At 68.0% G+C, this 9,757-nt stretch carries 9 protein-coding genes; 4 read left to right on the forward strand and 5 right to left on the reverse strand.

Features of this window, described 5'->3' with window-relative positions; translation table 11 throughout:
• Positions 1–31: 31 nt before the first annotated feature.
• The 4 genes from AC23D6_RS19285 (at position 32) to AC23D6_RS19300 (ending at position 4,301) form a co-directional block, all read left to right on the forward strand.
• Positions 32–742 (forward strand): ferredoxin--NADP reductase, encoded by a 711-nt coding sequence (locus tag AC23D6_RS19285; protein WP_487750810.1) that lies wholly within the window; start codon positions 32–34, stop codon positions 740–742.
• An 83-nt stretch (positions 743–825) separates the two neighbouring features.
• A complete protein-coding gene (locus tag AC23D6_RS19290) occupies positions 826–2,334 on the forward strand; it encodes an alpha/beta hydrolase (RefSeq protein ID WP_487750811.1) in 1,509 nt (502 codons plus the stop codon).
• A 42-nt stretch (positions 2,335–2,376) separates the two neighbouring features.
• The gene (locus tag AC23D6_RS19295) at positions 2,377–3,123 is read left to right on the forward strand and encodes an ABC transporter ATP-binding protein (protein WP_487750812.1); all 747 of its coding nucleotides are present in this window, start codon (positions 2,377–2,379) and stop codon (positions 3,121–3,123) included.
• Entirely contained in the window at positions 3,120–4,301 is a 1,182-nt protein-coding gene (locus AC23D6_RS19300) for an ABC transporter permease (RefSeq protein WP_487750813.1), read from the forward strand. The genes AC23D6_RS19295 and AC23D6_RS19300 overlap by 4 nt, the downstream gene beginning before the upstream one ends.
• A 116-nt stretch (positions 4,302–4,417) precedes the next feature.
• Here AC23D6_RS19300 and AC23D6_RS19305 read toward each other — a convergent pair whose 3' ends face one another.
• From AC23D6_RS19305 to rpmH, 5 genes are all read right to left on the reverse strand, one after another.
• Complete coding sequence (locus AC23D6_RS19305; protein ID WP_487750814.1) at positions 4,418–5,413, reverse strand: energy transducer TonB; 996 nt, start codon at positions 5,411–5,413, stop codon at positions 4,418–4,420.
• Between the two features lie 238 nt (positions 5,414–5,651).
• Entirely contained in the window at positions 5,652–6,992 is a 1,341-nt protein-coding gene (mnmE, locus tag AC23D6_RS19310) for a tRNA uridine-5-carboxymethylaminomethyl(34) synthesis GTPase MnmE (RefSeq protein ID WP_487750815.1), read from the reverse strand.
• A gap of 88 nt (positions 6,993–7,080) precedes the next feature.
• The gene (gene yidC / locus AC23D6_RS19315; protein ID WP_487750816.1) at positions 7,081–8,793 is read right to left on the reverse strand and encodes a membrane protein insertase YidC; all 1,713 of its coding nucleotides are present in this window, start codon (positions 8,791–8,793) and stop codon (positions 7,081–7,083) included.
• Positions 8,794–8,806: 13 nt separating this feature from the next.
• The gene (gene rnpA, locus AC23D6_RS19320) at positions 8,807–9,247 is read right to left on the reverse strand and encodes a ribonuclease P protein component (protein ID WP_487750817.1); all 441 of its coding nucleotides are present in this window, start codon (positions 9,245–9,247) and stop codon (positions 8,807–8,809) included.
• Between the two features lie 91 nt (positions 9,248–9,338).
• Complete coding sequence (rpmH, locus tag AC23D6_RS19325; RefSeq protein WP_027083663.1) at positions 9,339–9,479, reverse strand: 50S ribosomal protein L34; 141 nt, start codon at positions 9,477–9,479, stop codon at positions 9,339–9,341.
• Between the last annotated feature and the right edge of the window lie 278 nt (positions 9,480–9,757).

Raw genomic sequence — 9,757 nt, forward strand, 5'->3', positions numbered from 1 at the left:
CACCTTTCCCCTGAAGCTCGTCGGACGCCGCATGCTGGCGCCCAGCGTGGGCCACTACAGCTTCGTCCGCGACGACGGGCAGCCGCTGGATTTCGTCCCCGGCCAGTTCATCCAGGTCCATTTCACCTACGCCGACGGCACCGCGACCAAGCGCAGCTATTCGCTGGCCACGATCCACGACCATGCGATGGGCCCGGGCGAGGCCGTGGAGATCGCGGTCAGCTACGTGCCCGGCGGCGCCGCCACCGCACTGTTCGAAGGCCTCCCCGAGGGAGGCCATGTGGACGCCAGCGGCCCGTTCGGCCGCTTCTGCCTGATGCCCGGCGACCGGAACCGCCGCTACCTGCTGATCGCCACCGGCACCGGCGTCACGCCCTATCGTTCGATGCTGCCGCAGCTGGAAACGCTGATGAGCGACCGCGACGTGGAGGTCGTGCTGCTGCAGGGCGCCCGTACGCCCGCCGAACTGCTTTACGGCGACGAGTTCCGCGCCTTCGCCGATGCGCACCCGGGCTTCCGCTTCGTGCCCTGCTTCTCCCGCGAGTTGCCCGCCGATCCGCACCCCGACGTGCGCCACGGCTATGTGCAGCAGTTCCTGCCCCAGTTCGCGCCGGATGCCGCGCGCGACATCGCCTACCTGTGCGGCAACCCCAACATGGTGGATGCCTGCTTCGAAGCACTGAAGGAACACGGCCTGCCGATCCCGCAGATCCGCCGCGAGAAGTACGTCAGTAGCAAGTAAGGCCGCGCGCATCGGCCGTCGGTCACATCCGTCGCTCTGCTCCGTCATGGCATGCTGGAACCAGCCTACAACGGGACAGAACCATGGAATTCCAGTTTCGTCGAACCCTCGCGCCGGCCTTGGGCGTCCTGCTGCTCGCCGGCTGCAACGGCGCGGCTTCCACGCCCGGCCAGCAGGCCGTCCGCCATTACGGTGCGCTGTCTTTCACGCCCTGCACGCTGACCGCGCCCTACCTGACCACCAACGTCGAAGCGCAATGCACGACGTATGAGGTGGCCGAAGATCCGGCCAAGCCGGAGGGTCGCAAGGTCGCGCTCAACATCGCCTGGCTGCCGGCCACCAACGAGGGCGCCGCCACGGAGGACCCGGTGTTCTTCCTCGCCGGCGGCCCCGGCCAGTCGGCGGTGCAGGTGTGGCCGGCCATCGACGGCGCTTTCCGCGAGGTGCGCAAGTCGCGCCACATCGTGCTGGTGGACCAGCGCGGCACCGGCAAGTCGAACCCGCTGTCCTGCAAGGACGACGAAGGCCGCAACGCCTACGGCGATGCCGAAGACATGAGCGAAGGCTCCGCGATCGAATTCGCCCGTGCATGCGCCGCTTCGCTGAAGGCCGACCCGCGCTTCTACACGACCACCGACGCGGTGCGCGACCTGGATAGCGTGCGCAAGGCCCTGGGCGCGGCGAAGATCAACCTGGTCGGCGGCTCCTACGGCACGCGCGTGGCCCAGCAGTACGCCATGCACCACCCGGACAGCACGCGCAGCGTGGTCATCGACGGCGTGGTGCCGAACGAACTCGTGCTCGGCAGCGAGCACGCCCGCAATCTGGATGCCGCGCTGGCGTTGCAGTTCCAGCGCTGCCAGGCGAACGCGACCTGCAAAGGCCGCTTCGGCGACGACCTGCGTGGGCAGCTGCGCGCGCTAATGACCGGGCTGGCGACGGCGCCGGTGAAGACCGAGTACCGCGACCCCTCCACCGGCGAACTGGTCACCGGCGAAGTGACCGCCGGGACGGTCGCCGGCATCACCCGCATGTACTCCTACTACCCGCAGGGCGCGGCGTTGCTGCCGCTCGTGTTGAACGAAGCCCAGCAGGGGCGCTACGGCTCGCTGATGTCGCTGGCCAAGCTGCTGGAGACGCAGGTCGGCGACCAGTTCATGCACGGCATGCAGCTGTCGGTGATCTGCGCCGAAGATGCGGACATGCTGAAGAACGACCCCGCCGACAGCGACACCGTGCTCGGTAGCGCGCTCGGCGACACCCTGAAGGCGCAATGCGGCGCGTGGCCGACCGGCACGCGGCCGGCCGACTTCCACACCCCGTGGACGTCGGACATCCCGACCCTGGTCACCTCCGGCGAACTGGACCCGGTAACGCCGCCGCGTTACGGCGAGCAGGTACTGCGCACGCTGTCCAACGGTCGCCACCTGGTACTGAAAGGCCAGGGCCATGGCACGTTCGCCGTCGGTTGCATGCCCAAGCTGCTGGGCCGTTTCCTCGAGACCGCCGATGCCAAGGGCCTGGATGCGAAGTGCCTGGACAGCCTGGACTACGTACCGCCGTTCACCAGCTTCAACGGCTGGGAGCCGTGAGCCGCGCACTGCGCGCCCGACCTACTTCATGGACATGACCTCATGATCATCGCCAACGACCTGCACAAGACCTTCAAGACGAAAACCGGCACGGTGACCGCCGTGGACGGTGTCAGCTTCACCGCCCGCGACGGCCAGATCACTGGCTTGCTCGGCCCGAATGGCGCCGGCAAGACCACCACCATGCGCATGCTCTACACACTGATGGCGCCCGACCGCGGCCAGGTGACCGTGGACGGCATCGACGCCACGCAGGATCCGGTCGCGGTGCGTCGCGCGCTGGGCGTGCTGCCGGATGCGCGGGGCGTGTACAAGCGTCTGACCGCGCGCGAGAACATCGCCTATTTCGGCGAACTGCACGGCCTGTCGTCGGCGCAGATCGCCGCGCGTACGCAGGCGCTGTCCGATGCGCTGGACATGGGCGACATCCTCGACCGCCAGACAGAGGGCTTCAGCCAGGGCCAGCGCACCAAGACCGCGATCGCGCGGGCACTGGTGCACGACCCACGCAACGTCATCCTCGACGAACCCACCAACGGCCTGGACGTGATGACCACGCGCGCGATGCGCGGGTTCCTGCGCCAGCTGCGTGAAGAGGGCCGCTGCGTGATCTTCTCCAGCCACATCATGCAGGAGGTGGCCGCGCTCTGCGACCGCATCGTCATCATCGCCAAAGGCACGGTGGTCGCCGCCGGCACCGCTGACGAGCTGCGCGAGCAGGCAGGCGAGGACAACCTGGAGGATGCGTTCGTCAAAGTGATCGGTTCGGAGGAGGGCCTGGTGGCATGAACATGTTCCGTACGGTGTTCACCGTGATGCGCAAGGAATTGCGCGACCTTTCCCGCGACCGTCGCACGCTGGCGCTGGCACTTTTCCTCGGCCCTCTGTTGTACCCGGCGCTGATGCTGGGCATGGGCTACCTGACCGAGAACCGCATCCGTACCCAGGTCGACAAGACGCTGGAGATCCCGATGGTCGGCGCCGAGCACGCACCGAACCTGGTGAAGTTCCTCGCCACCAACGGCATCACCGCGAAAGCGGCGCCGGCGAACCTGGATGCCGCGATCCGCTCGCAGGAGATCGACGCGGCGCTGCGCATCAGTCCGGACTACGCCGACGATTGGCGCAACGGTCGTCCAGCCCTGGTCGAGATCATCCGCGACAGCACGCGTCGCGACGCGGACATCCCGACGCAACGCCTGCAGGCCGCGCTGAATGCCTACAGCCAGCAGGTGGGCGCCTTGCGTCTGCTCGCGCGCGGCGTGGATGCTTCGGTCGCGCGCCCGGTCAACATCGGCCTGCAGGACATGGCCACGCCGGAGGCGAAGCAGGGCATGCTGCTGTCGGTCCTGCTGCCCTACTTGCTGATCCTGACGTCCTTCATCGGCGGCGCGTATCTGATCCTTGACGCGACGGCCGGCGAACGCGAGCGCCAGTCGCTGGAGCCGTTGTTGGCGACGCCCGCGCCGCGCAGTGCAGTCGTAAGCGGCAAGATCGCGGCGGCGTGCGTGATCGGCCTGGCCACCCTGTTGCTTACCCTGCTGGCTTTCAAGTTCAGCGCGCAGTTCGCCGGTACGCTGGGACGTCAGTTGAACGTGTCATTCCTGGCGATCGGCAAGATGCTGCTGATCTTGGTGCCGATGCTGTTCATCGGCACCTCGCTGCTCACCTACTTGGCCGCTTCGGCCAAGAGCATGAAGGAAGCCCAGAGCCACATGACGTGGCTGATGCTGCTGCCGATGATCCCGACGTTCGCGCTGATGGCGAACCCGCTGAAGAGCCAGCTGTGGCAGTTCGCCGTGCCGTTCCTGGCGCAGAACCAGCTGCTGCTGAAAGTGATCCGCAACGAGTACATCAGTCCAGAGACATGGCTTGTCTACGTGGGTGCGGCGTTTGGTGTAGCGGCCTTGCTGTGGTTCGCGGCCGTTCGGCGTTACCACCAGGAGAAGCTCGCGATCGCCGGATAGGGCATCGCGCAACAAGCGAAACGGCCACCTTGCGGTGGCCGTTTCGTTTTCCAGGTTCGGGAAACAGAACGCCGGCGCGAGGCCGGCGTTCTGGCGGTTCCGCCGGACGAGACGTATCAGCTACCCGGATTGAAGCCGATCGTGCGACGCGTAGTGACCGGTGCATCGACCGGTTCGAAGCGCCAGCGGCGCACCGCATTGAGCGCCTCGCGATCGAATACACGCGCCGGTGTGGCGCGCACCACGCGGGCATTGGTGACCGAGCCATCGGTGCCCACGGTGATCTCGACCAGCACTTCGCCCTGCGTGCCGGAACGAAGCGCTTCCGGCGGATAGCGCGGGGCCGGCGTGCTGACCGCGCGCAGGGCCTGGGAGGGTGCGGCGGCGGGTGCGGCGGCGCGTGCAGCCGCGGCCTGACGCTCGGCGGCTTCGCGCTGGGCGGCTGCTTGGCGCTCGGATTCCTGGCGTGCGGCCTCGGCGCGTGCGGCCTCCTGCTGCTGGGCGAGCTGCTGGGCGGCGGCGGCTTCGGTCGCCCGCTGCTGCTCGGCCTGCTGGGCCAGGCGCTGTTGTTCCTTCAGGCGCGCGTCTTCCTCGGCCTTGGTCTTGGCCGCTTCGTCCGTGACCTCGCGCTGGGCGACGGCCTGTTGCGCCGTGGTGATGCTCTGCTGCAGGCGCGGCAGTGCCGGTTGCTTGGGATCGGCCTTCTCGATGATGGCGGCCAGGCGCTGCGCCTCAGGGAACTCTTCGCGCGCGATGCTCTGTTCGGCGGCGATGACCGTGTAAGGCAGCAGGTCGGTCAGGGCGCTGGCGACGCCTGGATCGTTCGGCAACTTGTCGCGCAGCGCGAGGTAATACTCCATCGCGTTGTCGCCACCCGGCGCGTAAATGCGGTTCTCGCGCAGCGCCTTGGTGGCCGCCTCGCGCAGGGTATCGGCGTCCATCGCCTGGACTTCGGCCGACACCGCCGGCGGCGGCGGTGCGGGCGCGGGGGTGGCGGCGGTGGTCGAGGCCGGTGTGGCGGCGTCGTCCTGCTTCGAGCAGGCGGCCACGGCGACGACCAGCAACAGCGGCGCGGCATAGCGCAGGCGCCCGGTCATGCGGATCAAGGACATCGTTTCTACTCCCCCAAAGAACGTTTCTAATGATGGCGATACCCCAAGGCCGTGGCCCGGCCTCAGGGTGGATCGAGTGGCGCGGACCGCTGTCCGGACACCTTATCCGGCCCGAGGCCCCGTGGGGCGCGGTGCGATGCCTGTTCGGGTACCCCTACCCGACGCTCAGGGTACGTCGGCGCGTCGCCGGCCACACTTGATGCACGTCACACTTTTGCCGTGCTGCCCGGGCCTGACTCTACTTGCCGATGCAGAAGGTGGAGAACACATGGCCCAGCAGGTCGTCGGCGCTGATCCGGCCGGTGATCTCGCCCAGGGCGTCATGTGCCAGGCGCAGTTCCTCGGCGGCCAGCTCCAGATGTTCATGATGAAGATGCGTGCCGGCGTCACCGGCGTGCCGCGCCGCCCGCTGCAGGGCCTCGACATGGCGCGCGCGTGCGGAGAATTCCCCTTCCGCGCCCTCGACGGCATGACCGGTGGCCAGGGCGCGCAGGCGCACATGCAGCGCTTCGAGACCAAGGCCGCGCGCGGCCGAGACATGGACGACCTCGGCCTCGTCGCCCGGGACATCGGCCAGCAGGTCGACCTTGTTGTGGATCCACAGCACTGCGGGTACGCCGGCGATGTCATCGGCGACGGCGGCCCGGCCGGCCACCGGATCGCGCGCGTCCACCACCGCCAGGGCCACGTCGGCGCGCTGCAGTTCGGCGCGTGCCCGTCGCATGCCCTCGCGCTCGATCGCGTCGCCGCCGTCGCGCAGGCCCGCGGTGTCGACCAGGTGCAGTTCCAGACCGTCCAGGCGGATCGTTTCGCGCAGCGTGTCGCGCGTGGTGCCGGCGACATCGGTGACGATGGCGCGCTCGGCGCCCGCCAGCGCATTGAGCAGCGAACTCTTGCCCGCGTTGGGCGGCCCCACGATCACCGCGTGGACGCCATCGCGCAGCTTGCGCCCGCGCTCGGCGTCGACGATTAGCGCGTCCAATCCATCCCGTGCGGCGGCCAGGCGTGCGCGCACCTGCTCGCCACCGAGCGTCTCTAGCGGTTCATCGGCGAAATCGATGGCCGCTTCCACATGCACACGCAGTGCCAGCAGCTGCGTACCGAGCGCGTCGACGCGGTGGGAGAACGCACCATCCAGCGAGCGACGGGCCGCACGCGCCGCGCGCGTATCGGCGGCCGAGATCAGGTCGGCGATGGCTTCCGCCTGGGCGAGATCCAACTTGCCGTTGAGGAAGGCGCGCTCGGAGAACTCGCCCGGCCGTGCCGCGCGCGCGCCCAGCGCGCAAGCGCGCGCGACAAGCTGCTGGAGGACGACCGGGCTGCCGTGGGCTTGCAGTTCGACGACGTCCTCGCCGGTGAAGCTGGCCGGCGCAGGGAACGACAGTGCGATGCCATCATCGACGATGCCGCCATCCGCTTCGACGAAACGGACGTAATGGGCGCGACGCGGCTGCAGCGCACGCGTCGAGATCACTTCTGCGATGCGGCGCGCGTCCGGGCCCGACAGGCGCACGATGCCGACCCCGCCCGCACCCGGAGCGCTGGCGATGGCGACGATGGTGTCCTGGGTTGCCGTCATGGGAGCGCGCGCCGTAGAGGAGGTTTAGCGTAGCGGAAACACGAAGCCCGCCGGAGGGCGGGCTTCGTGGGTGGCATCGCGTCGCGGATCACTTTGCGATGGCGGTCTTCGGCGGCGTGGCCGCTTCGCCGTGCCGCTTGGTCATCCACCACTGCTGCAGCAGGCCCAGCGCGCCGTTGGTTACCCAGTACAGCACCAGGCCCGACGGGAAGAAGGCCATCATCACGCCGAACACCAGCGGCATGAACTGCATCATCTTCTGCTGCATCGGATCCATGCCCGGCGCCGGCGTCAGCTTCTGCGTGAGCCACATCACCAGCATGTTGAGCACCGGCAGGATGAAGTACGGATCGCGCGCGGTGAGATCCTGGATCCAGGCGAACCACGGTGCCTGGCGCAGTTCGACCGACTCCACCAGCACCCAGTACAGCGCCAGGAACACGGGCATCTGCACGAGGATCGGCAGGCAGCCGCCCATTGGGTTGATCTTCTCCTTCTTGTACAGCTCCATCATGGCGACCTGGAACTTCTGCTTGTCGTCGCCGTAACGCTCTTTCAGTTGCTGGATGCGCGGCTGGAACTTGCGCATCTTGGCGAAGCTCTTGTACTGCGCCGCGGAGAGCGGATACAGCGCCAGCTTCACCAGGATCACCAGGCCGATGATCGCCCAGCCCCAGTTGCCGATGAAGCCGTGCAGCAGGTTGAGGATGAAGAACAGACCCTGGCCGATGAAGTCGAAGATCGCGAACTGGCTGTAGTCCACCACGCGGTGCAAGCCGGTGACATTGGTCTGCTTGATCTTGTCGACCAGCTTCGGGCCCACCCACAGACGCGCGGTCGTGGTGGCCTGCTGGCCGGGGCCGACGTTCACGCCGGGGCCCATTTCACGGATCAGCGCCTGCGTGTTGCCTGCGGGCGTGTCCAGCGAGACGGTGGTGGTGTCGGTGGACTGCGGGATCCACGCACTGAAGAAGTGGTGCTGCAGGATCGCGATCCAGCCGTCCTTGACCTGCTTGTCGACGCGACCGTCTTCCAGATAGTCCTCGTTGAACTTGCGGCGCTGGTAGCCGCCGTCCCACCACGTGGCACCGTTGAAGCTGAAGGAATCCGGGTTTGTCATGCCGCTCTTGACCTGCGGCGGCGTGCGCAGCAGCTGGCGGTAGATGGTGCCCTGCCATGTGCCGGCACCGGCGTTGATCACCTGGTCGCTGACTTCGATTTCGTAGCTGGCGCGCTTAAGCGTGTAAGTGCGGCGGATGGTGACGCCATCCGCGCCCCGCCACACGAACGGTACGCTGACACTGTCGCTGCCCTGGGCCAGTACGGCGTCGGCCGTACCGTTCTCCGGCACGAACGCGTGATGGTCGGGCGCCTTGCCGCCGCTGCTGACCCAGCCGCTTTCCGCCACGTAGTAATGCTGCGGATCGTCGCTGAACAACCGCACCGGACCGCTGCCCGGCGCCTTGCTGGTGGGGTAATGCAGCAGGTCGGCCTGCAGCACGCTGCCGCCATCCAGCACCAGGCGCAGCACGTCGTTGCTGACGGTGACGCGGGCCGCGGAACGTACCGTGGGTGCCACACCTGCGACGGCAGGCGCGGTGGTCGGCGCGGCCGGAACCGTGCCCGCCGCCGTTGCCGGTGCAGCCGTGGCCGCCGGCACTGTGCTGCCTGGCGCTGGCGTCGTGGTCTGCGCTGCGACCGCGGGCGCCGCGGGTGCTGCCTTCTCCCGGCTCCATTCGAACCACAACAGGGTCGCCACCATCAGCCAGGCGAAGATCAGGAAAACACGGGTCTGGTTCATCAGGCAGGCAGTCTCAACCGGCGTCTGTAACCGGTTTGGTCGGAGAAGGAGGAGTGGGTGGCAGTGGCGGCGAATTCAAGCCCGGCCGCATTGTGCCGCCCGGTGCCGATGCGGGCAATGCGCCGGCGCGCGCGAGGACGCGTTCGAACGTGGCCCGCAGCTGCAGGCCGTCGGCCTTGGCGGCGGGCGCACGCGCGACCACGACATAGTCACCGCCGGGAAGGCGGTGGCGCAGGCGACGGAAATGTTCGCGCAGCTGCCGCTTGATGCGGTTGCGCATGACGGCACGGGTTTCCACCTTGCGCGACACTGCCAGGCCCAGACGCGCAGGGCCGTCGCCCGGCAACCAGTGCAGGCTCATCAACGGGTCGGACGTGCGTCGCGCCGCGTCGAACACGCGCGCATAGTCGGCGCGTGCGCGCACCCGCGCCGAACGCGGGAAGGCATTGCTCATCTCAGCAAGAAGCCCGCTCGTGACCGGGCGGGCTTCTGGTGATGCAGGGAACGCATGGGTGTCTTGGCCGCGCGATGCGGCCAAGCCGCCGTCAGGCGGTCAGGCGCTTGCGGCCCTTGGCACGACGACGGGCCAGGATCTTGCGACCATCGGCCGTGGCCATACGGGCGCGGAAGCCATGGTCGCGCTTGCGCTTGAGGTTGCTGGGTTGGTAGGTGCGCTTGGTGGCCATGGGGCCCTCGGGCGTGTTCGGGTGGAAAGAACCGGAAATTCTATAGGAACCACCGGCTTACGGTCAACTCCCCTTCCGCCGTGTCGTCGGATGGGGTCGCGGACATCCACCCCCCGACGCCTTTCGTCCTTTCATCCACATCTTATGCACAGGATCGTTGGCGGGTCCGGGCCCCGGTGGTAGTCTGGCCGACCCCATCGACGACGCCCCCTGCTGCCGCTCCGGCGTCGCGGGCCCGCGTGCTCGACCCCAATACCTTTTGCGAGTTGTTCCACCTG

This window comes from Pseudoxanthomonas sp. G3 (genome assembly GCF_057654715.1).